Consider the following 21,274-nt stretch of genomic DNA (forward strand, 5'->3'; position numbering starts at 1 on the left):
GTAGAGAAAACAAGGCATTCAAGGGCTCTCGCCCTAAGCGTTGTCGTGCTTGTACTGCTGCACTGGGAACGCAATATTCTGTGGTACCAAACACAAGTTTTAGTTGCTCTACCACATACCCGATCGGTTGATCTCGAAACAGGGCAAGCCCAATCACCAGCCATACCACATGTTCGGCAGGTAATTTTCTTCTCCTGATAGAAGCCTTACCTGTTTGACGCAGGCTCTCTTCAATCCAATTTAAATCAATGAATTCACTGAAATGGCTAAGTGAAGGTAGAGAATGTTGAAGAGTACAATCTAAATTTTCAGATAAAGTCATAAAAAAATGAGCGTATTGGCATACACTCATTTTTACTACATTTTTCTAATGTCTGCTTAACTGACTGGCATTACCCATCAGGAGGCTTTTTTAGGACATCAGATCTTAATGATCAGATGCACCTGAGATTCCAATACCTGTTTGTGAGCGAACAAACTGTGCATCGAAAGCTTTGCGTTCTGCCTGTGCTTTCACTGAGCGGTCTGTGATGGAGAAGAACCAGCAGCAGAAGAAAGACAATGGCATTGCAAATAATGCAGGACCATTAAATGGAACGACTGGTGTATCTGAAATCGCGAAAGTATCTACCCAAACGGCTTTAGACAGTACAATCAGCACTACCGCAGTCACCAGACCAACCACGCCACCAATGACAGCACCACGTGTGGTCAGGCCTTTCCAGAACATAGACAGTACTAGTACCGGGAAGTTGGCACATGCTGCTACCGAGAATGCCAGACCTACCATGAAGGCAACGTTTTGCTTCTCGAACAGAATTCCCAAGATCATCGCAAAGATAGCAAGACCAAGAGTTGCAATTTTAGACATGCGCAGTTCAGATTCAGGTGTAGTACGGCCTTTCTTGAATACGTTTGCATACAAGTCATGTGAAATTGCTGAAGCACCTGACAAGGTCAAACCTGCAACTACCGCAAGAATGGTTGCGAATGCCACTGCAGAAATGAAGCCCATGAACAGGTCACCACCCACAGCATCTGCCAGGTGAACCGCGGCCATGTTGTTACCGCCCACCAGCTCTAGCTTGCCTGTGATTGCCATTTTTGCAATGTCCAGGAACTGCGGGTTGTTCGCTACGTATAGAATCGCACCGAAACCGATAATGAAGGTTAACAGGTAGAAGTAACCGATAAAGCCTGTTGCAACCACCACTGATTTACGTGCTTCTTTGGCATCTTTTACTGTAAAGAAACGCATCAGGATATGTGGCAGACCTGCTGTACCAAACATCAGCGCCAGACCAAGAGAAATCGCATCGACCGGATTCGAAGCGAGATTACCCGGACCCATAATCTTGGTTGCATCTGCAAGGCTCAAGTCATGTACTTTAGAGTAAACCTGAATCGATTGTTCAAACATATTGGTAAAGCTGAAACCTACGCCCTTCATTACCATGAAAGCCATAAATGTCGCACCAGACAACAGCATTACTGCTTTAATGATCTGTACCCAAGTGGTCGCTAGCATGCCACCGAAGATTACGTAAGCCATCATCAACAGGCCAACAATCACCACAGCAATATTGTAGTTCAGACCGAAGAGTAACTTGATCAACTGACCTGCACCTACCATCTGTGCGATCAGGTAAAACGCAACCACAACCAGTGAACTTAATGCAGCTAGAGTACGCACTGGTTTTTCTTCCAGACGGAACGACACTACATCAGACAGGTTAAATTTACCCAGGTTACGCAAACGTTCTGCCACCAGGAATAAAACGATTGGCCAACCCACCATAAAGCCTAGTGAGTACAGCAATCCGTCAAAACCGGACAGGAATACCATCGCGGAAATACCGAGGAAAGATGCTGCAGACATGAAGTCACCAGCAATGGCCAGACCGTTCTGGAAGCCAGAAATCCCGCCGCCGGCAGTATAGAAATCATTAGTATTTGTGGTTTGTTTGGCAGCCCATTTGGTAATAAATAAGGTTGCTCCAACGAAAATCACAAACATGATAATCGCGTGCCAGTTGGTCGCTTGCTGCTCCGCAGCACCCAGATCTGGTCCAGCAAATGCCATTGCCGAGCTGAGCAAGGTCAGCGCTGCAGCAGCAAGCGCTTGATATGAAATCCCTTTCATCTTAGTGTTGCCCCTTTTCTTTTGTAATCGCTTCCACTTCCTGAATTGCTTCTCTGTTCAGCTGATCAAGTTTGTTATTGGCAATGTAGGAATACACCCAGCACAATATAAAAGACAAAATAATGATACCGATACCTAGAGGTACACCCCAGGTCGTTACACCGCCAGAAATTGAAGACAATAGAAATTCTTTGTTGTAGCCAACAAGCAACATGAAACCGACATAGACAAATAGCATGATGCCGGTTAAGGTCCAGCTCAGCGTACTTTTTCTACGTACCATTTCTTTGAATTTGGGATTCTGTAGAATTCTTTCTACTTGGGCCTCATCCATAGTTACACTCCTGTAGCCCCACCATGGGCTTACTATTTTTTAATTCGAATTATCACTGTTGCAAAATAACAACATTTAGAATGACTTGTAATTTAGACTTTGGTCGTTAAAAAATGATCAATTTAAACTGCTGAGTGCATGATGCGGTATCATAGCGTCATGCACAGTACACATCAGGCTATATGAACAGTTGGCTCATCATAGGGGTGCTCGCCCTCTATATCACTTTACTCTTTACTTGCGCTTTCTATGGGGAAAAACATGCCAGCCGGCTGAGTACCCGTGGCCGCATGCTATTGTTTAGTTTAACTTTAGGCGTCTACTGTTCTTCCTGGACATTTTATGGCGCGACCGGTGCTGCGGTTCGTGAAGGAATTATTTTCCTGCCGATCTATCTTGGTCCCCTGCTCTTTGTCGCGATTGGTTACGATATCTGGCGCCGTCTGGGACGGGTACGCCAGCATCATGCGATTTCCTCTATCGCCGACTTCGTCGCTGCACGTTATGGTAAGAGTGGGCCTCTGGCTTCGCTGGTCACCATTCTGGCGGTGATTGCCATCATTCCCTATCTGGCTTTGCAGTTACGTGCAATTGCCTTGAGTGCGGCGGTCATTCTGGAACCTTCAGCCGGGATTGCCAGTACCACCAATAGCGTACTGTTCCTGACTGGCGTCCTGGCGATTCTGGCGATGATTTTCGGTACCCGGCAGATTGCCAACACCGAACAGCATGGCGGTCTGATGCTGGCTGTCGCCTTTGAGTCTTTTGTTAAGTTATTTGCCTTGCTGGCCGTAGCCTGTTTCTTTATTTTTGAAGCACCAGAAAATCTGCCTCAGATCAGTAGCGATATTCAGTCAACCTTCCATGATGTACAGCTGTTTGGCGTACCGGAAAGTTTCTGGGTACAGACCCTGTTGGCTGCACTGGCGATTATCTGCTTGCCACGTCAATTCCACGTAGCAGTGGTTGAATTACGGGATGAAAAACATATCCGTGGTGCACGTCGCTGGTTTGCCATTTATCTGATTCTGACCACACTGGCAATTATCCCGATTGCCAGCTGGGCACTGCATGCGGCTCCCCAATATTTAGCGATTCCAGATGTCGCGGTACTGTCTTTACCGCTTAGCTATAATCAGGACTGGCTGACCTTATTGGCCTTCTTAGGCGGTTTCTCGGCTTCGACTGGTATGTTACTGGTGTCTTCAGTCGCCCTGTCGATCATGCTGAGTAATGACCTGATCATGCCAGCGCTCTGGCGCTTAAACCTGATTTCACGGCATGACAAGCGTTTACCACTGGTACTGAAATTTACCCGCCGGATCTGTATTCTGGCCGTGATGTTGATGGGCTTTCTGTTCTTCAACTTTTTTAATGATATTGACCAGCTCTCAGTCTTTGGTCTGCTGGCCTTTAGTGCCGTGGCACAATTCGCCCCTGCCCTGATTGGTGGTCTGTATTGGCGTGGTGGGAGTAAGCAAGGTGTATATGCTGGCCTGCTGACCGGTTTCGCTTTATGGTCGTATACCCTGCTATTACCAACGATTTTGCGCAGCCTGCCAGAAGCCTATCAGCAGTTCAGCCAGAGTTTTCTGGAACAGGGTCCTTTGGGCTGGAACTGGTTACGTCCTGAAGCCCTGATCGGTTTCGAATCTTTTGATCCTTTAACGCATGGTGTGGTCTGGGCACTAGGTCTGAACACATTCCTATATATCTGGGTTTCCCGGATGTTCCGTCCAAGTGTGGCTGAACAGATTCAGGCGGAAAGTTTCTTCTACTATGAAACCAAGCCGCTTCCTTCTCAAAGTCCATCTACTGATGTCAGCTACTCGCATCAGGATGTGGCCCGTTTAAAAGTTGGTGACCTGATTACGCTGGCCAAGCGCATTACCGGTGAAGGTCCAACCATGCAGGCCTTCCAGCAGTTCTGTGCTCAAAATAGTGTGGAACTGAATGAAAATAGCAGTGCCAATGGCATGTGGTGGCGTTTTACTGAGCAGTATCTGGCCGGTACCATTGGTGCAGCCTCGGCACGTACCCTGCTGACTACCGCGATGGTGAATAATGGCCTGGCCCTCGGTCAGGTGGCGAATATTCTGGATCAGGCCTCACAATGGCAGCGTTTTAACCAGAACCTGATCATGACCATGATCGACCATATGACCCAAGGGGTGAGTGTGGTTGATGAAAATATGTGTCTGGTCGCCTGGAACAACCAATACCTGAAACTGTTCGACTATCCAAAAGATATTGTTTATGTCGGCTGTCCAATCGCTGACCTAATCCGTTATAACGCTGAACGCGGTGAATGTGGTCCGGGCTCGGTCGAAGAACATGTGCGTAAACGGATTCACTGGATGCAGGTCGGCAGTGCGCATGAATTTGAACGGATCCGTAAAGATGGCCGCGTGATTCAGATGCGGGGTAACCCAATTGAAGGCGGTGGTTTCGTGACGACCTTTGCCGATATTACTGCCTTCCGTGAAAATGAAGCATTACTGGAAGCCCGGGTTCAGGATCGTACCCAGCAGCTCGCTGATGCCCTGTCTGAACAGCAACTGGCGCGTGAACAAGCCGACAAAGCCAATATGTCCAAGAGCCGCTTTATTGCTGCCGCCAGTCATGACCTGTTACAGCCCATGCATGCTGCACGTCTGTTCAGTACGGCGCTGGAGCAAAGTGTACAAAGCGAAGAAGATCGCAAGACCCTGCAGCAACTGGATCGTGCCCTGCATGGGGCAGAAAGCATGCTCTCAGCTCTGCTGGATATTGCCCGACTGGAGGGCGGTACGATTCAGCCGAAACGCCAGGCTTATCCACTGCATGATTTATTAAGTGATCTGGAACTGCAATTCAAATCCATTGCGGCACAACGTGGCATCAAACTGCGAGTGCATGATGCCCAGTTCTGGATTGACACCGATCCACAATGGATTCGCCGGATTATCCAGAACTTTGTCAGCAATGCCCTACGTTATACCGCCAAAGGTAAGGTCGTGGTCGGTGTACTGCGTTCTAGCAACCGGCCAAATCATATCCGGATCGGGGTTTGGGATACCGGTCCCGGTATTGCTGAAGAACAGCGGATCAAGCTGTTCCAGGAATTCGAGCGATGTGGCCATACTTCGCCTTGGGGTGAACAGGGTCTGGGGCTTGGTCTCGCCATCGTGCAGCGTATGACCGGACTACTGGATTATCCAGTTCATGTTTCTTCCGAGCTGGGCAAAGGTTCCTGCTTCATGATTGAAGTACCGTTGACCGCAGCGCCGAAAGTCATTGCCGCCCCTGTTCAGGCTGTGCCATTGAAGTCCAAGGCCTTTAAGATTCTATGTTTGGACAATGATGAAACCATTCTGGAAGGCATGTCGACCTTATTGACCAAATGGGGCTATCAGGTCTTTAAAGCCACTGAACCAGAACAGGCAGCCGAAATGATCCAGCAGGAAAATATTCAGGTCTGGCTGGTCGATCAGCATTTAAATCAGGATAAAATCGGTCTGGACTTTATTCTGGAACATCGTAGTAGTGATATTCCGGTGGCATTGATTACCGCAGATTCTGATCCGGAACTGCCACAGCGCCTGAAGGATTTAAATATTGTCCTGCTGAAAAAACCGTTAAAGCCTGCTTCACTCCGTTCCTGGTTATCCGGTCTGAAAATCTCCGGTAACTAGAACTTTTTATTTCCATCTCAATGCCCATTTTAATGATTTAAAAATGGGCATTTTTTATACTGAATAAATACCTTTCTTTACCTGACTGGCAAAAAAATCAGGCCAATGTGCTAAAAGCACCAAATTTCACATAATTCCTGCTGATAAATTGCTCAAAATTATCATTTCAGCATTCTCTATGGCAAAAGCCACCAATTCTATTAATATACATGTGTACACCTAGTTACAATTATTTAAGTTGTTGTTTTAAATTAATTTTTAATCCTATTTTATGGCAGATAGAACTTTGGTCGTATTTTTAATACAACAGGCTTAGCTCTAAAAATAGACAATATAAGAAACGATCAGTTTCCATCTGACAATGCCTAAATCCTTTTGGCAGCTGGTCTATTTGCACTGCTAGATAGGAGTTATAAAAATGAAACTCGATGAATCAATTGCTCAGCTTCCCGCACAGACTCAGCAATTCCATCGCCAATATGGTGCTAATGCCTTATTACCCAGCATCGACTGGACGCAAATGTTTAAATACAGCAAACTCGACGATACCCAGATTCAGGCACTTGAAACCCTGTATCAGCATGCAGTTCCTTTAGCCCTGCAAGTTTTCGATGAACTGCATTTTGATGTCTTTGAACCCTATGCCTATAAACCGCAAGGTTTAGGTTTATTTGAACGTCTGGCTGAACAGGAAAACAAGTTGATTGAATCTCTGGAAGCGGAAGCCGAAGATTTACCAGCAAAAACCCGTCATCAGATCTGGAGTATGCTGCTGCGTGGTGGTGCCGTACTGGTCTTTAAAGCGTGGCTCGGCAAAGTGAAAAATGAAGAAGATTGCCTGGATACCACCCAGTTTGATGAACTCTCTGACTTGCTCTTTATCAAAACCTGCCCGCATGAACTGGCAGAGCACCTACAGGTCGATCCGAATAGCACAGACGAGCATGTATTCCTGATGTATGAAGATGAAGTTTATCTGGACCGTTTTAACAGTCTGGAAACTGCTGCCCTGTTTGTAGACTTAGGTGTGTATGATGCGACTTTCCTGAGTCTACGGGATGATCGCGTAGCAGAATACCTCATCTCTAAAGGCTATGTCACCCAAGAACAGATTGATGAACTGCAATCCGCACTGAATCCCATGTTCTGTACCGATGTTACCCAAAAACAGGATTATATTGCTTAATCTGGCAACATTCTCGCAATAAAAAAGACCTCATCTGAGGTCTTTTTTATTTTGTAAGCAGCATCACTTACATTTTCTTTTCTTCAATATTCAAGGCATTGATGGCAAGCACCGCCTGGGTACGGTTTTGTACACCCAGCTTACGGAAGATCGCTGTTACGTGCGCTTTAATCGTAGCTTCTGAAACATCCAGTTCATAGGCAATCTGTTTATTCAGTAAGCCTTCGGCTACCATCATCAAGACACGGAATTGTTGCGGTGTCAGTGACTGAATCCGTTCTGCCAATGCAGTTTCGTCTGCAGCACGCGGATCGAAGTTCATGTTGGCTGGCAGATTGGGTGGTAACCAGATTTCACCTTCGAGGACTTCACGAATCGCTTCACCAATATGGCTTGGATGTGCAGATTTTGGAATATAGCCCATTGCACCATGTGCAATCGCACGCTGGATAATGCTGGCTTCTTCGTGAGCAGAAACGACAATAATTGGAATCGAAGGATATTGGGCGCGAACGTGGACCAGAGCAGAAAAGCCCGATGCACCTGGCAGGTTTAAATCCAGAAGGACAAGATCAGGCTCAGGACCATTTTCTAGACGTTCATAAAATTCATTGACTGCTGCAGTTTCATGAATCTGCGCTTGTGGCAGACTATAACGAACAGCTTGGATCAGAGCATGACGAAACAGTGGATGATCATCAACGATTAAAATATTCATAGGACGTGAGAGAGATCTTGTGCACAGTAGCTCCTATTCTAACCACACAAGCCAGTTTATGGATATGCAAGATCGCCAATTTTTTAAATAATGTGGAGTTTTTCTTTAATTTTTTTAAATTTTGGCTTATTTCAATAATTCTTTAATTCTCATCACTTTTTTATATATGATTTATTCCTATTCTGCATAGCTTATCTTTATTCAATATAAATATAGTTATCAGCCATTTATCCAGCTCTATCCGTTTCAGAAGCACATTTTCCGCTTATATAGAAAAATCAGATAACTTTTCAGCATTTCGTTATTTTACACCTACTGCGGCAATCGGGATTAATAGGGTCATTCCGAGCTTAACCATTTTTAGGTACTTCACATGTCCCATTTTTCCGAGCAAAAACCTTTAAATATCGTGGCTGTTTCTGGCGGCCTGAATCACCCCTCTAAAACCGAAGCATTGGTTCAAGCCATTCTGGATGAACTGGGTGAAGCGACGCCAATCAATGTACATTTCATTAAATTTAGCGAAATCGGCCAGCTTTTAGGTGGTGCAATTTACCGTAACCAGTTACCGCAACGCGTGCAGGATGATCTAGCAGCCGTTGAAGCAGCAGATGCCCTGATTGTTGGTACGCCTGTTTACCGCGCTTCATTTACGGGCCTGTTCAAGCATTTCTTTGACTTCGTAGAACAAACGGCGCTGGTAGATGTACCGGTTCTTTTAGCAGCTTCTGGTGGTAGTGACCGTCATGCGCTGGTTCTTGAGCACCAATTACGCCCATTATTCAGCTTCTTCCAGGCACAAACCTTACCAATCGGGGTATATGCCACAGATCGTGACTTTACGCCTGAATACACCATTCACAGCGAATTACTCCGTGCCCGTATTACCCTGGCAGTGGCTCGTGCCCTACCGATCCTTGAATGGGCGCCAGCAAAGGGGCAGCGTGCTGAGGTCATTAAAGAAAAATCTCAGCAAGCCAACCAGAGCCTAGGCATCAACAAGCAAATCGAACAGGAAGAAGTTTTACCTTCAGCTGCAGTGCCAAGCCTGGATGCCGCAGAATCCCGTTTGCACAGCAAGAAAGTGCCAAAGACTCAAGTGGCTTAATAGCCGCTTCATTCAGAGGGTAAGAATAATGTCTCAAGATAAAAATATTGTATTTGCTTACTGGGTTCCAAATGTCAGTGGCGGTCTGGTGGTCAGCGACATTGAACAGCGTACTGACTGGAGCTATGACTATAATGTCCGTCTGGCGCAAACTGCTGAGAAAGCAGGTTTTGATTATGCCCTGACCCAGATCCGTTTTACTGCGGGCTATAACGCTGAAAACCAGCATGAATCAGTGAGTTTCAGTCATGGCATCCTGGCAAAAACTGAACGTTTAAAAGTGATTGCCGCGATCTTGCCGGGCCCATGGAAGCCTGCGCTGGCAGCGAAGCAGCTGGCCACCATTGACCATCTCACCAATGGCCGGATTGCGATTAATGTCGTAAGTGGCTGGTTCCGTGGCGAGTTTGATGCAATTGGTGAAGAATGGCCGGAACATGACGAACGTTATGCACGTTCAGAAGAATTTATTCGCAGCCTGAAAGGGGTCTGGACCCAAAACAATTTTAGTTTTGATGGTAAATACTACCAGTTCCAAGACTATACCTTGAGTCCAAAACCGGTACAAAAACCGTATATTGAAATCTTCCAGGGGGGAAGTTCCCGAGCAGCACGCGATATGGCATCTCGCGTGTCTGACTGGTACTTCACCAATGGCAATACACCTAAAGAGCTGAAAAAACAGATCGATGATATTCGTGAAAAAGCCAAAGCGAACAACCACTCTGTGAAAATTGGCGTAAATGCATTTGTGATTGCACGTGATACTGAAGAGGAAGCGCAAGCAGTACTGCGAGAAATCGTGGCCAAGGCCAATGTTCAGGCGGTAAAATCTTTCGGTGAGGCAACGCGTGAAGCGGGCGCAGCCAGTAAAGAAGGTGAAGGTAACTGGGCCAAATCTACGTTTGAAGATCTGGTGCAATATAACGATGGCTTCCGTACCAACCTGATCGGTACACCTCAGCAGATTGCGGAACGTATCATCGAACTGAAAAAAGTCGGTGTTGATCTGGTTCTTTCAGGCTTCCTGCACTTTATTGAAGAAGTGGAATACTTCGGTGAAAAAGTCTTGCCACTCGTGCGTGAACTCGAAACGCAGCAAGCTGAACAGCAACAAGAAGAACAAGAAGCTGAGCTCGTTTAAACTATAATAATGCTCAGCATAACGATTCATTCCCTCAAGGCTCGGCTTGAGGGATTTTTTTTGTGCAACACAGTGTTCTCGGCATAGAGATAGCCGCCTGCTTCATTCTTGACTAGAATGAAGCCAAACTCGATGAGATAGAAATTTAAATTATGTATACCGGTATCGTACAAGGCTTGGAAAAAGTCGTGGATATTCGCCAGGGCAATGGCTTCATTACCATTATCGTGAGCAACGAAAATCAGTTTTTTCAGGATGTCTTTATTGGCGCCAGTGTTGCGATCAACGGCGTCTGCCTCACCGTAACGACTATTGATCAGAAGCTAAACCAGATTCACTTCGATATCTCCGATGTAACCCTTGCCCTCACCACCTTAAAATCTCTTCAAGTGGGTGATGAAGTGAATGTCGAACGCTCTGCCAAAGTCGGTGCAGAAAATGGCGGGCATAATCTGTATGGGCACATCGAAGGCACAGCAATCATTAAAAATCTGGAACATCGGGGTGAAACCTACCATATCGATATTCAGATCCCGGATGGCAATATCAAATACTTTTTCCTGAAAGGGTTTATTGGTCTGAACGGCTGCAGCCTGACCATCAATCGCGTCGATCGCGCCAATAGTGAAATTTCGATTGATCTGATTCCCGAAACTTTGCGTCTGACCACCTGGAAAAATGCCAAAGTAGGTGATGAAGTCAATTATGAAATTGACCAGACCACGCGTACCTTGGTGGATACCTTAGAAAATATTCACCAGCGTTAAATGAAAGAGCCGCTTATACCATAGGCGGTTTTTTAACTGATCATTCTGCCCATATCTACGTTTCTATACAGAATTTTCAGGTGGAATGAATAAAATAATCTGATTCCGATTCAGAACGTTATTCCCATGCAGTTGATCTGGTTCCGCCAAGACCTCCGTATACATGACCATGCCGCACTCTGGCATGCTACTCAGCAAGGACCTTGCATTGCGCTAGCAGTCCTCTCTCCCGAACAATGGCAACTGCATCAGGATGCCCGGATCAAAACTGATTTTTATCTGCGTCGGCTCAAATATTTAAAACAGCAGCTACAGCAACTGAATATCCCGCTGATCATATTGAATATTCCTTTGTGGGAAAATTTAGCGCCAGAAATATTGAATCTGTGTCAAACCCTGAAAATTGAAAGCTTGCATGCCAATATCGAAGTTGGCGTCAATGAACTGGAACGTGATGCTCAGGTGCAGCAATTACTAGAACAGCAGCAAATCAGGATCGAGCTCTATCATGACCGCACCCTGTTTCCCCTCAGCAGTATCCGGAACCAGTCCAATCAACCCTATCAGGTCTATAGTGCCTTTAAGAAAAAGTGCTATGAACGGCTAATTCTGGATGTACCCACCTGCTATCCTGAGATTGAAACTCAAGATCCAATCCAATTATCAACTAAGCTCCCCAATGTTGATCTTGAAAAATTCTCAGCGGATTATGTGGTAGAGCATGCTGCCCAACTTTGGCCTGCGGAGGATCGAACTGCCTTGGATCTGCTCGATGATTTTATCGAGGACAAAATGGCTCATTATAAAACCGACCGTGATCTGCCAGCAGTTGATGGTACCAGCCGCCTCTCCCCTTATCTGAATATCGGTGTTATTTCAGTTCGCCAATGTATGCAAGCTCTTTTTCAGGATGGCTATTTCCAGATTGAGGATGTGGGTCAGCAGACCTGGTTAGATGAACTCTTGTGGCGGGAATTCTATCTACAGACCCTGTTTGATTTTCCACGTGTCTCCAAACACCAACCATTTAAGCAAAATACCAATAAGATCCAGTGGCGCAATGCCCCCGAAGATCTAGCTGCCTGGCAGCAAGGCCAGACCGGAATTCCAATTGTCGATGCTGGCATGCGGCAAATGCTGGCAACTGGCTGGATGCATAACCGGGTCAGGATGATTACTGCGATGTTCCTGTGTAAGAACTTGCTGATCGACTGGCGACTGGGTGAAAGCTGGTTTATGCAGCACCTGATTGACGGCGATCTGGCTGCGAATAATGGCGGCTGGCAATGGTGCGCATCAACCGGCATGGATGCTGTGCCCTACTTCCGGATTTTTAATCCGGTCAGCCAGTCCCTGAAGTTTGATCCCAATGGAGACTATATCCGCGAGTGGGTGCCTGAACTGGCGCATCTGGATGCCAAATCCATTCATGAACCTTATGCCAAAAATCCTGATCTGGAACTGGATTATCCAAAACCGATTGTCGATTTAAAAGCCTCTCGTGTACGAGCCATAGAAGCCTTTAAGCAGATTTAGAAGAAACTATCACTTCATCTAATATGAAAAGCCTCCAATATTGGAGGCTTTTCATATTAAGAATAAAAACTTGGATCAGGCACTTTCCCGGTCAATACCCATTCCCCAACTTCCTGATATTTATAATCTACCGGATCATGTAAGGTCTGGGTGCGAACATTACGCCAGAAACGGTCCAGATTCAGTTTGGCCGTGGTCGCACGCGCGCCCATCACCTGAAAAATATTCTGGGTGATATAAAGAGATGTGTTGGTGGCCGCGATTTTGGCTGTGGCAATCGCCACTGAAACTTCACCACGCTGCTCAGCAGTGAGATCACTTCCCAGATCCCAAGCAGCCTGTAAGGTTTGAATCGCTTTATCAGCTAGCAGACGTACACTTTCCAGTTGCACGTAGAACTCGGCAAAATGCTTCTGGGTAAAGGGGTCATTCACTGCATCTTCTACCAATGATTTTGACCAGGCTTTTTGAGTCTGTACGGTTTGTTTGGCCACTTCAAACGCACCTTCTGCTACCCCGAGGAACATGTGTACAAAGATCAGCTGGGCAATCAAAGGACGTAAGCTTGAATATGGTGTACTGAGTGGACCCGGATTTAACAGTAATTCATCTTCATGAATTTTGACCTGCTCAAAATGGCTGGTGCCGCTATCGGTCTGGCGTTGACCCATATTATTCCAGTCACCGAGAAAACTTACGCCCTTACGTGCTGTTGGAATTACCCCGATCAGTAATTTTCCAGCGTCGTTATAGCCTGAGCACAGTAAAATATCGGAATCAATGGAGCCAGAACAGAAACTTTTATTTCCATCAAAAATATATTCTTTTTCAGCAACTTTTGTTGCGGTAGTACGACGGTCCAGTGGATTTAAGGTATTGCCCCAGAACAGGTTTTCCCGAGCGGTCTGTTCAAACCATGGGCCATATTGTTCTGGTTGGGAAAATAATTGAACCGTTGCAATCAGCAAATGATGAAACCCATAAACATGTGCTAATGAACTATCAACTCGGGCAATAATTTGAATGGTTTTAAAAATTGTCTGCCAGTCTGCTTCCTGACCGCCGTACTGTTTTGGAATAGACAGGCCCAGTAAACCGCTCTGACGAATCAGATCACGCTCGGCTTTAGGATTACCGCCCTGCTTGTCACGAGCTGCGGCTGTTTGGGCAAAAGTTTCTGTCAGTTGCTGGGCAATTTGCAGGGGAGATTGATCTAGATATTGTTGTCGTACATTCATTCTTTTGACCTAAGTTCAGCATAGTTTTAGCTTAGCAGATTGCAGCTTGGCACTATATTCGAAAGCATGCAGAGCTTATTCCTGAGACAAAAATACCGGCAAATAATGCCGGTATTTGAACGTCCTAAACTTATGCCTGATTACGCTGCACTTCAGCAATTAACTGATCCACGACTTGTGGCTCAGCCAGAGTCGAGGTATCGCCCAGACTGTCCAGTTCATTGGCAGCAATCTTTCTTAAAATCCGGCGCATAATTTTTCCTGAACGGGTTTTAGGTAAAGCGGGTGCCCAGTGCAAGGCATCTGGCGTTGCCACTGGCCCTAAAATTTTACGTACCCAAGCTACCAGTTCACCGCGCAGCTGTTCAGTACTTTCAGTCCCTGCCTGCAAGGTGACAAAGGCACAAATCCCCTGACCTTTGATGTCATGCGGCATACCCACTACGGCAGCTTCGGCAACTGCCTCATGTGCAACCAATGCACTTTCAATTTCTGCCGTACCCAGACGATGGCCTGAAACATTGAGTACGTCATCGACACGACCGGTAATCCAGTAATAGCCATCTTCATCACGACGTGCGCCGTCACCAGTAAAATAGGTACCCGGATAGGTCGAGAAATAGGCGTCAATAAAGCGGTCTGGGTCACCCCAGATGGTGCGCATCTGACCTGGCCAGGAATCCTTAATTACTAGATTCCCTTCTGCCACCCCTTCAATTTCCTTGCCTTCTGCATCGACAATGGCGGGTTGCACACCAAAGAATGGCCGGGTTGCAGAACCCGGTTTCAGGTCGGTCGCACCTGGTAAAGGCGTAATCATGAAGCCACCAGTTTCGGTTTGCCACCAGGTATCAATCACCGGACAGCGGCTTTCACCGACTACCGAGTAATACCAGTTCCAGGCTTCCGGGTTAATCGGCTCACCGACCGAACCTAAAATTCTCAGGCTGCTACGATCACTTTCCCGTACATAGGCATCCCCCTCACGCATCATGGCACGAATGGCTGTCGGTGCAGTATAGAGAATGGTCACATTGTGCTTGTCGACGATATGTCCGGTACGTGCCCAGCTCGGATATTGCGGCACTCCCTCGAACATGACCGTAGTCGTACCATTAGAGAGCGGACCATACAGTACATAGGAATGCCCGGTAATCCAGCCGACATCGGCAGTACACCAGAACACATCATCCTGTTTGATGTCAAAAACTTCTCGGAAAGTACAGTTCACATAAGTCAGATAGCCGCCTGTGGTATGCAGTACGCCCTTAGGTTTTCCGGTTGAACCCGAGGTATACAGGATAAACAGCGGATCTTCCGCATTCATCGGTTCAGGGGGACAGATCTCATTGACGGTCATGATTTCCATGTGATACCAGAGATCACGTCCCTGTTGCATTTCTACCGGATTGCCGGTGCGATGTACAACGATGACATGTTCAATCGATTCGGTACCGGCAATTTTCAGGGCTTCATCCACATTGGCTTTCAGTGGAATGGCTTTGCCCCCACGCATGCCCGAATCTGCGGTAATCACCATTTTGGCCTGACTGTCTTCAATCCGGCTGGCCAGAGAATCAGGTGAGAAACCACCAAACACCACACAATGCACTGCACCAATTCGGGCACAGGCCAGCATGGCAATTGCGGCTTCCGAGACCATTGGCATATACAGCACCACCCGGTCGCCCTTTTTAATTCCGTTCTTTTTCAGGACATTGGCGAAACGGCAGGTTTCATCATAAAGCTCATGAAAAGAAATAATCTTGTGACGGGATGGATGATCCCCTTCCCAGATAATCGCCGGTTTATAAGGATGTTCCTTAAGATGGCGATCCAGACAGTTGGCACTGACATTGAGCTGGCCATCTGCAAACCATTCAATTTTAAAATTGTCTTTATCAAAACTGGTACTTTTAACCTGGGTAAAAGGTTTGATCCAGTCCAGGCGCTGTGCCTGTTCAGCCCAGAACTGATCCGGTTGTTCAATGGATTGCTGATAACGCTCAAAATACTCTGTATCAGTGGTACGTGCGGTTTTCTTAAATTCTGCTGGTACTGGATAGATTTCTTTCATTGTTCGCTTCCTTGATCTTGTTCTATCTCATCACAAGAGCTTGATGGCATTTTGTTGATTGTTTTTTATGCATAATGGCAGTATGTACTGCATATTTCAAATCCGACAATCATGCTTTCGTCGTAGATTATTTATTCAAATTCAATCAGAATAACTTCGGATAATGCTCAGCTATGGCCAAAGTCAGCTAGATATTGCTATCGTCAAATAAAATGAGTCGCCCACTCTCGCTGTATTTTATACAGGCTTAGGATCTTGCCCATGAATTCAACTGAACCTTCCTATTTCCCTCCTCCTTTTCCTGCAGCAGATCATCCCTTATCGATCAGGGGCCGATTTGGACGTTTGAGTTTTATTGCCTGGTCTGCATTTTTACAGTTTATTTTCTTATGCAGCAGTATTGCGCTAGGTTTAAGTATTGATATTGTGAACATTGCCAGCCTATCAGTAGATTCAAACTGGCAAATCTCCCTGCACGGCCTGTCCAGCCTGTTTGCCTTAGCGATCATGCTGGTCTATCTGTATTTCGGTATTGTGATTACGGTACGACGCTTACACGATCTGGACCGCAGTGGCTGGTGGATGCTGCTATTCTTCGTGCCTTTGATCAATCTGTTTGTCTGGATTTATATCCTGCTTTTTCCAGGAACAAGAGGCAGCAATCAGTATGGCCCGATACGTACAAGCCCCGTCTGGGAAAAAATTGTGGCCTGGCTGGTAATCATTTTTACCGTACTCAGCCTGTTGGCGACGACTGCGTTATTCTCTTATATGAGTGAAGGTGAACCTTCAAGAATCCCAAGTGAAGTGAAACAAAAAACGACTGAGTTCTTTTAAGACAGTTGTGTCTGTTTTGCATAAATATATTGTGTATAAATTTCGCTGTTGTTAATTTTTTGCTGTAGTTGAGGCAAAATAAGCGAAATTTAAATTGTGGAGTTTTTGTGGCTGAGCAAGAGAATACTTTAAGCCAGGTAACTGAAGGGACGACTGAGCTCCTGCATCAGGCGACTGAAAAAACTGCCCAAACCGTGATCGAACATACCTCCAAGTACAATGATGCCTATAGCACCATTGACAAGATCATGGAGGGTTTCTGGGAGCGTGTGCCTTATTTCTGCATCGCACTGACAGTCATTGTCATTTTCTGGTTACTGTCAAAACTGTTTAAGTTTTTTGTCCGTAAGACTTTAGAAAACCGTACTTATACCCGACAGAATCTGGTACTGGTGCTGAACCGTGTCGGTAGTACCGTGATTGTTTTCTTTGGCGTATTAATCGGGCTGGTGATTGCGATTCCAGGTTTCACCCCAGGTCAGCTGATGAGTGCGCTTGGGATTGGTTCGGTGGCGATCGGTTTCGCATTTAAGGATATTTTCCAGAATCTGCTCTCAGGTGTACTGATTTTGCTGGGTGAACCTTTCAAGATTGGCGATGACATTATCGTGAATGGTCTGGAGGGTACCGTGGAAGATATCCAGATTCGTGCAACTTTTTTACGCTCGCCAGATGGTCGTCGTATCGTAATTCCAAATGCTACGGTCTATACCAGTGCAGTCACGGTGAATACTGCTTATACCCGTCGCCGCTGTGAATTTTCGGTCGGGATCGGTTATGAAGATGATATCCAGAAAGCCAAGGATATTATTACTGCAATTCTGGATAAAGATCCGACCATCCTGAGTCAACCTGCATTTAGCGTCAATGTGATTGCACTGGCAGACTTCTCGATTACTCTCAAAGCCTTATGGTGGGTCAATACCACTGAAACAGGCATAGGCACCTCAATCAGTGCAGTTCAGGAACGGGTGATACAAGCCTTTGCTGAACATAATATTTCGATTCCATATCCGGTGCAGGAAGTGAAAGTCTATCGTGGCGATGGCCATGAAGATGCCTCAGCTCGCGCTAAACAGTCGACCTAAAACATATGAAATCGCCGTTTCAGTACGGAGAATACGGTTGCCAAGGCTCACTGCCTGGCAGCCGTTTTTTATGAGCAAATCAACTTCATACGGAATAAAGCCACCTTCGGGGCCAATGACAATCGTGCAAGGATGCTGAAGTGCATATGGCATCGGCTGTTCGGCATAAGGATGTGCAATAAAGGCTGGACGGTCTGCTGTAATGAGTCCCGGCAAGATATCTTCGACAAAAGGTTTAAAGCGTTTATACAGCTCAATTTTCGGAGCAACCGTATCTCCTGCCTGTTCTAGCCCGAGATCGATATAATGATTCAGTTGCTGCAAAAATGGGGTCTGCCAATAGCTTTTATCCACCCGGTAGCTATGCAGTAAAATGATCTTTTCTACCCCCATGGTCACAGCATCCATGATCAGACGACGCAAAACTTTAGGACGTGGTAAAGCTACAATTAGAGTAACAGGCAGCTTTGCAGGAACTGATTCTTCTTGAATGGGTTTCAATAAAATCGCTTTTTCAGAAATTTCGACAACTTCAGTTAAATACCGTTTCCCTTCCCGAATCCCGACTTTCAACGTATCGCCCACCTGAACCTCCAGGTGCTGTTGTAAATGTTCCAGCTGCCGCTTTGACGTAATTGACCACAGTTCAGATTCGGTTTGGTGGGGATTAAGCAGGACGATATTCATAAAAAATTAACTCAACAAATCCATCACTGGATACGCGGAAACGTCATCCACAACTGTCCGAGGCAGGACTCTTTTTGCCTGATATAGGTTCTGCGATATCTTTGCAAAAAGATGGTATATGACGAGTTTTGTGGATGACAAATGGTTTTGTTACTTTTGCCGAAACAAAAGTAAAAGAAAGAAGAGCGCTAGCATTAAATCTATAAAGATAAGGCTTAGTTTTAACCTTATACAATCAATCCATGAAAATCAGCTTCTTCACAAATCAGAATATAATCAAAGATATTGATCAATCACCTGAATATGCCTTTCAAGTGAACCCTGATTTTGCTGCATAATCTTTTGTGCAGCAGTATTCAAGCTTTCAGCTTTAGCTGAATTATTCAGAATTTCTAGCAAAGTCTCAGCAGCCTGCTTAGCATCCTGCATCACTTCTACGGCATGCGCCTGGACAAACTCATCGACAATCGTCTGAAAGTTAAAATAGTTTTTACCCAGAATCGTTGGAACATTTAGCGCAATCGGCTCCAGAATATTATGCCCACCACCTGGTTCATTTAGAGAACCACCAACATAACAGGCTTGGCTCAAGGCATACCAGAGCCACATCTCGCCCATGGAATCTGCAAGATAAATCTGAGTATCAGCTTCAATGCGCTGTCCCAAGCTACGGCGCTGGGTCCTTAAACCTAAGGACTGTGCAGCTTGGAACACCTCATCGAAACGTTCCGGATGGCGTGGCACCACGATACAAACTAATGTCGAATCTGCATCCAGCGCAGATTTAAGTTCAGCCATTAATTGCTGTTCTTCAGGCGCATGCGTACTGGCGAGAGTAATGATCTTCCGGCCTTGCAGAGACCATTCCTGTTTCAATTGGGCAGCATGATTAATAAATTGCTGCGGTGCCGTGATATCAAACTTGATATTGCCCAAGACCTGAGTTTTTTCTAAAACTATACCTAGATCAATATAACGCTGCTGGGTTGCTGTATCCTGAGCCAAAAGACCTGTTAAATTCTTAAGCATGCCACGGGTTAGGCCTTTGACTTTGCCATAGCCTTTGGCGGATTTTTCAGAAAGACGGGCATTCAGTAACAGACATGGCACATTAAAATTCGGTGCCTGGTCAATCAGATTTGGCCAGAGCTCAGTCTCCATCAATAACAGCAATTTAGGCTGATATTTTTGATAAAAATCACGAATCAGGGTTTTCTGGTCAGCTGGCAAATATACAGCCTGGAATAAGTCTAAATAAGGTTCTTTCAAGAAAAGTGATTTAGCACGTGCCTGCCCAGTCTTGGTGGTATTAGTCACTAGAACCGGATGCCCAAGTTTTAAGTAATGTTCAATTAAAGGTTGAGCGGCATTGGTTTCCCCTACGGATACCACATGAAACCAGATCGCCTGCAGATTTTTAGGGGACTGGAAAGGACCAAAACGTTCCAACAGTTCTTGTTCTAATTGTTCCGGACTGGTCGCACGTTTACGTATACGGGATTGATAAAGCGGTTTCGCTAGCGCCAAGGCTGCGTTATACCAGAATGGAGTAGCCACATTGCGCCCCAAAACAGATTCAATCGGCAAAATATAACAGAGCCACATCGACATGTTAATCGATGTGGCTCTTATTTCGAATTATTCTATGGTGCTTAATACTCTAACTTCTGCCAAAGTTGGATAATCAATATAACCTTCAGCCACCTGACTGCCGATCATATTTTCCATTTTCAGCTCATTAAGCGGTGCATTATCAAGCAGACGTTCGTATAGATCAGGATTTGCAATGTAGGCTTTACCAAATGCGACTGCATCTGCCTTTTCAGCTGCCAACAGCTCAATCGCATCTTCACGACTCAGTTGCATATTGGCAATATAAGGTACTCCACCTGAACGCTCTTTCATATATTCGGAAATACTGTCTTCAGCCAGATATTCACGGGTAAAGAAGAAGGCAATCTTGCGCTTGCCCAGCTGCTCCATGGCATAGCCAAATGTTTCACGTGGATCATTATCACCCATGTCATGGTCATCACCACGCGGAGCAAAATGCACCCCTACACGATCCGCACCCCATACTTCAATCAGTGCATCAGTTGCTTCTAGCAGGAACCGTGTACGGTTTTCGACTGAACCGCCGTATTCATCTTCACGCTGATTGGTTTTGCTTTGCAAGAACTGGTCAATCAAATAACCATTGGCAGCATGTAATTCAACACCATCAAAACCGGCTTCTTTAGCACGAATCGCGGCTTGTTTGTATTGCTCGGTAATCGCGTGAATTTCAGAAACTTCCAAGGGACGTGGCGTAACGTATGGACGTTTTGGACGTAATAAGCTGACATGACCCGCCTGTTGTACTGCACTTGCAGACACTGGTGTTTCACCATTTAACAGATCCGGATGTGATACACGACCAACATGCCAAAGCTGGGCAACGATTAAACCGCCCTTCTCATGAACCGCTTGAGTGACCTTTTTCCAGCCTTCGACCTGAGCATCGGTAAACAGTCCTGGAGTATTTAAATAACCGTTGGCTTCTTCGGAAATCACTGTAGCTTCAGAAATGATCAGACCAGCACTTGCACGTTGCGCATAGTACTCAACCATCATGGGGGTTGGAACACGATCAGCAGTTGCGCGGCTACGGGTCAGCGGCGCCATGATGACACGGTTTTTAAGCTCTAACGCACCGAGCGTTAAAGGAGAATTTAATTCAGCCATCGTTACTCCCACC

At 45.9% G+C, this 21,274-nt stretch carries 17 protein-coding genes; 8 read left to right on the forward strand and 9 right to left on the reverse strand.

Going from position 1 to position 21,274, the window contains the following annotated elements; all coding sequences use genetic code 11:
- The 3 genes from FTU19_RS04000 to FTU19_RS04010 all read right to left on the reverse strand — a co-directional run.
- Nucleotides 1–322, reverse strand: a 322-nt coding sequence (locus tag FTU19_RS04000) for a transposase domain-containing protein (protein WP_180052525.1), incomplete at its 3' end; no start/stop codon positions are given.
- A 105-nt stretch (nucleotides 323–427) separates the two neighbouring features.
- Nucleotides 428–2,143: a cation acetate symporter gene (locus FTU19_RS04005; RefSeq protein ID WP_180011055.1), complete on the reverse strand. Its 1,716-nt coding sequence runs from the start codon at nucleotides 2,141–2,143 to the stop codon at nucleotides 428–430.
- A 1-nt stretch (nucleotide 2,144) separates the two neighbouring features.
- Nucleotides 2,145–2,477, reverse strand: a complete 333-nt coding sequence (locus FTU19_RS04010) for a DUF485 domain-containing protein (protein WP_004781535.1) — start codon at nucleotides 2,475–2,477, stop codon at nucleotides 2,145–2,147.
- A 182-nt stretch (nucleotides 2,478–2,659) separates the two neighbouring features.
- On the opposite strand from FTU19_RS04010, the gene FTU19_RS04015 reads away from it, so the two are divergent.
- A complete protein-coding gene (locus FTU19_RS04015; RefSeq protein ID WP_180052524.1) occupies nucleotides 2,660–6,151 on the forward strand; it encodes a PAS domain-containing hybrid sensor histidine kinase/response regulator in 3,492 nt (1,163 codons plus the stop codon).
- Nucleotides 6,152–6,569: 418 nt separating this feature from the next.
- The gene (locus FTU19_RS04020; RefSeq protein ID WP_179991934.1) at nucleotides 6,570–7,337 is read left to right on the forward strand and encodes a hypothetical protein; all 768 of its coding nucleotides are present in this window, start codon (nucleotides 6,570–6,572) and stop codon (nucleotides 7,335–7,337) included.
- Nucleotides 7,338–7,404: 67 nt separating this feature from the next.
- On the opposite strand, the gene FTU19_RS04025 is transcribed toward FTU19_RS04020, so the two are convergent.
- On the reverse strand, nucleotides 7,405–8,055 hold the full coding sequence (locus FTU19_RS04025; protein ID WP_004781530.1) for a response regulator transcription factor: 651 nt from the start codon (nucleotides 8,053–8,055) through the stop codon (nucleotides 7,405–7,407).
- 373 nt (nucleotides 8,056–8,428) lie between these two features.
- On the opposite strand from FTU19_RS04025, the gene msuE reads away from it, so the two are divergent.
- The 4 genes from msuE to FTU19_RS04045 all read left to right on the forward strand — a co-directional run bounded on the left by msuE (nucleotide 8,429) and on the right by FTU19_RS04045 (nucleotide 12,610).
- Complete coding sequence (msuE, locus tag FTU19_RS04030) at nucleotides 8,429–9,163, forward strand: FMN reductase (protein WP_166139499.1); 735 nt, start codon at nucleotides 8,429–8,431, stop codon at nucleotides 9,161–9,163.
- A gap of 28 nt (nucleotides 9,164–9,191) precedes the next feature.
- Complete coding sequence (sfnG, locus tag FTU19_RS04035) at nucleotides 9,192–10,307, forward strand: dimethylsulfone monooxygenase SfnG (RefSeq protein ID WP_180052522.1); 1,116 nt, start codon at nucleotides 9,192–9,194, stop codon at nucleotides 10,305–10,307.
- 152 nt (nucleotides 10,308–10,459) lie between these two features.
- The gene (locus FTU19_RS04040) at nucleotides 10,460–11,074 is read left to right on the forward strand and encodes a riboflavin synthase subunit alpha (protein ID WP_125279183.1); all 615 of its coding nucleotides are present in this window, start codon (nucleotides 10,460–10,462) and stop codon (nucleotides 11,072–11,074) included.
- 126 nt (nucleotides 11,075–11,200) lie between these two features.
- A complete protein-coding gene (locus FTU19_RS04045) occupies nucleotides 11,201–12,610 on the forward strand; it encodes a deoxyribodipyrimidine photo-lyase (RefSeq protein ID WP_180052521.1) in 1,410 nt (469 codons plus the stop codon).
- A gap of 56 nt (nucleotides 12,611–12,666) precedes the next feature.
- Here FTU19_RS04045 and FTU19_RS04050 read toward each other — a convergent pair whose 3' ends face one another.
- Together FTU19_RS04050 and acs are read right to left on the reverse strand one after the other, a co-directional pair.
- Nucleotides 12,667–13,848: an acyl-CoA dehydrogenase family protein gene (locus FTU19_RS04050; protein ID WP_180052520.1), complete on the reverse strand. Its 1,182-nt coding sequence runs from the start codon at nucleotides 13,846–13,848 to the stop codon at nucleotides 12,667–12,669.
- Nucleotides 13,849–13,978: 130 nt separating this feature from the next.
- Complete coding sequence (gene acs, locus FTU19_RS04055; protein WP_180052519.1) at nucleotides 13,979–15,925, reverse strand: acetate--CoA ligase; 1,947 nt, start codon at nucleotides 15,923–15,925, stop codon at nucleotides 13,979–13,981.
- A gap of 261 nt (nucleotides 15,926–16,186) precedes the next feature.
- Here acs and FTU19_RS04060 point away from each other — a divergent pair, with 261 nt between their 5' ends.
- Both FTU19_RS04060 and FTU19_RS04065 read left to right on the forward strand, forming a co-directional pair.
- The gene (locus FTU19_RS04060; RefSeq protein WP_034170236.1) at nucleotides 16,187–16,762 is read left to right on the forward strand and encodes a DUF805 domain-containing protein; all 576 of its coding nucleotides are present in this window, start codon (nucleotides 16,187–16,189) and stop codon (nucleotides 16,760–16,762) included.
- A gap of 107 nt (nucleotides 16,763–16,869) precedes the next feature.
- Nucleotides 16,870–17,850, forward strand: coding sequence for a mechanosensitive ion channel family protein (locus FTU19_RS04065; protein WP_159123798.1), 981 nt, complete (start codon nucleotides 16,870–16,872; stop codon nucleotides 17,848–17,850).
- On the opposite strand, the gene FTU19_RS04070 is transcribed toward FTU19_RS04065, so the two are convergent.
- The 3 genes from FTU19_RS04070 to FTU19_RS04080 form a co-directional block, all read right to left on the reverse strand.
- Nucleotides 17,824–18,537 carry a 16S rRNA (uracil(1498)-N(3))-methyltransferase gene (locus tag FTU19_RS04070; protein WP_180052518.1) on the reverse strand — a complete coding sequence of 238 codons (714 nt, stop codon included), beginning with the start codon at nucleotides 18,535–18,537 and terminating at the stop codon, nucleotides 17,824–17,826. The genes FTU19_RS04065 and FTU19_RS04070 overlap by 27 nt on opposite strands.
- A gap of 276 nt (nucleotides 18,538–18,813) precedes the next feature.
- Nucleotides 18,814–20,094 carry a 3-deoxy-D-manno-octulosonic acid transferase gene (locus tag FTU19_RS04075; protein ID WP_180052526.1) on the reverse strand — a complete coding sequence of 427 codons (1,281 nt, stop codon included), beginning with the start codon at nucleotides 20,092–20,094 and terminating at the stop codon, nucleotides 18,814–18,816.
- A gap of 81 nt (nucleotides 20,095–20,175) precedes the next feature.
- The gene (locus FTU19_RS04080) at nucleotides 20,176–21,261 is read right to left on the reverse strand and encodes an alkene reductase (RefSeq protein WP_166139484.1); all 1,086 of its coding nucleotides are present in this window, start codon (nucleotides 21,259–21,261) and stop codon (nucleotides 20,176–20,178) included.
- Nucleotides 21,262–21,274 lie beyond the last annotated feature (13 nt).

Origin of the sequence: Acinetobacter sp. YH12072 (assembly GCF_013419565.1) — a bacterium.
GTDB lineage: Bacteria > Pseudomonadota > Gammaproteobacteria > Pseudomonadales > Moraxellaceae > Acinetobacter.

Excerpts from the sequence above, each read along its gene's own strand:
- FTU19_RS04005 (WP_180011055.1), bottom strand. The coding sequence starts at position 2,143 with ATGAAAGGGATTTCATATCAAGCGCTTGCTGCTGCAGCGCTGACCTTG.
- FTU19_RS04010 (WP_004781535.1), bottom strand. The coding sequence starts at position 2,477 with ATGGATGAGGCCCAAGTAGAAAGAATTCTACAGAATCCCAAATTCAAA.
- FTU19_RS04015 (WP_180052524.1), top strand. The coding sequence starts at position 2,660 with ATGAACAGTTGGCTCATCATAGGGGTGCTCGCCCTCTATATCACTTTA.
- FTU19_RS04020 (WP_179991934.1), top strand. The coding sequence starts at position 6,570 with ATGAAACTCGATGAATCAATTGCTCAGCTTCCCGCACAGACTCAGCAA.
- FTU19_RS04025 (WP_004781530.1), bottom strand. The coding sequence starts at position 8,055 with ATGAATATTTTAATCGTTGATGATCATCCACTGTTTCGTCATGCTCTG.
- msuE (WP_166139499.1), top strand. The coding sequence starts at position 8,429 with ATGTCCCATTTTTCCGAGCAAAAACCTTTAAATATCGTGGCTGTTTCT.
- sfnG (WP_180052522.1), top strand. The coding sequence starts at position 9,192 with ATGTCTCAAGATAAAAATATTGTATTTGCTTACTGGGTTCCAAATGTC.
- FTU19_RS04040 (WP_125279183.1), top strand. The coding sequence starts at position 10,460 with ATGTATACCGGTATCGTACAAGGCTTGGAAAAAGTCGTGGATATTCGC.
- FTU19_RS04045 (WP_180052521.1), top strand. The coding sequence starts at position 11,201 with ATGCAGTTGATCTGGTTCCGCCAAGACCTCCGTATACATGACCATGCC.
- FTU19_RS04050 (WP_180052520.1), bottom strand. The coding sequence starts at position 13,848 with ATGAATGTACGACAACAATATCTAGATCAATCTCCCCTGCAAATTGCC.
- acs (WP_180052519.1), bottom strand. The coding sequence starts at position 15,925 with ATGAAAGAAATCTATCCAGTACCAGCAGAATTTAAGAAAACCGCACGT.
- FTU19_RS04060 (WP_034170236.1), top strand. The coding sequence starts at position 16,187 with ATGAATTCAACTGAACCTTCCTATTTCCCTCCTCCTTTTCCTGCAGCA.
- FTU19_RS04070 (WP_180052518.1), bottom strand. The coding sequence starts at position 18,537 with ATGAATATCGTCCTGCTTAATCCCCACCAAACCGAATCTGAACTGTGG.
- FTU19_RS04080 (WP_166139484.1), bottom strand. The coding sequence starts at position 21,261 with ATGGCTGAATTAAATTCTCCTTTAACGCTCGGTGCGTTAGAGCTTAAA.